General features: G+C 27.4%; 1 pseudogene. It reads left to right on the forward strand.

Features of this window, described 5'->3' with window-relative positions:
• A pseudogene (locus DMG62_24405) lies at positions 1–212 on the forward strand (hypothetical protein).
• The last annotated feature ends 1,037 nt before the right edge of the window (positions 213–1,249 follow it).

Here is a 1,249-nt window from a genome sequence, read left to right on the forward strand (position 1 = left end):
GCTGTAGCGGACGTTTCTTATTATTATTTAATTTCTTTTCTTCTTCCTCATCTTCTTCATCTTCTTCATCTTCCGTATCTTCATCTTCTTTTTCTATTTCGTCTATCTCATCTTCCTCATCTTCTTTTTCTATTTCGTCTATTTCATCTTCCTCATCTTCTTTTTCTATTTCGTCTATCTCATCTTCCTCATCTTCCTTGTTTTCCTCATCTTTCTCATATTCATCTCGACTTAAATCATTATTGGATTGTTCATCTCGACTTACATCATTATTGGATTGTTCATCTTCACAACGTAACTGCAACGCTTTACCATCATATGTTTCTAACGTAATTGCATTGGAATCATCAATGATAATTCTCTTATATTTACTCTCTTTAAATAATAGTCTTCTGGCTTTAAATAGCGAATTTACCAATTCTGTTTATAATAAATATTAAATTTTAAATTATTGTATAAATAATTAATTAATTGAATTTATAAATAAATAAAATGCATTTGTTCAACATACCTTGATTAAGATCACCTTGATTAAGATCAACTTCTTTTGCTGCGCTCTTTCCCGTAAGAACCACTTCCACAGTATCATAGTCTGAATCCATTTAAGTAAAAAGCGAACAGTATGCACTATTAACAGAAAGAAAGAAATTTGTAGAGTAAAAAATATTTGGATGAGAGCCTAATTTAATTAATAAAAGAAAAGATTTATTATTATTAGTATCATTATTATTTATAAGTACGTTAAGAGAGTTGTTTAAAATACTTACTGAATAAACTAAAGAGACGAAAATTTTCCTTCTGAAAACTCTTTGAAACGCCATCTTTTTATATCAATTCTTAAGAGTTAATAATCATAATACTTGATTTAAATTTCTTTCTTTATTTTAAGGAGGAACAAAAGGGGAATCAATTAATAATTAATTGTAATATAAAAATAATCTTATGAATTATACTTTTTTTTTTTTGAGTTATTCCATTTTATTTATAGCCTTCCTTGCATCGAGGATTTACAATATTCGACAAACATTCCCAGGAGACTCCAATTTTAAATTTTAAATAAGTCTTCCTACGAGGGCTTTTGATTGATAAAAAACTAAAAAAAGCCAACTTTTTTCGCTCGATAAATGGAAACCGCTAAATCTGTCGCACTCTAAGTTGTACAAACTGCAATCTATACAAGTATTTGTTATTTTTAGTTTTTTTATATATACACTATATGCAGGATCCATATAAAAAAAGTAAAAAAAGT

The sequence above is a fragment of the Acidobacteriota bacterium genome (assembly GCA_003225175.1).
Classification (GTDB): domain Bacteria; phylum Acidobacteriota; class Terriglobia; order Terriglobales; family Acidobacteriaceae; genus Gp1-AA112.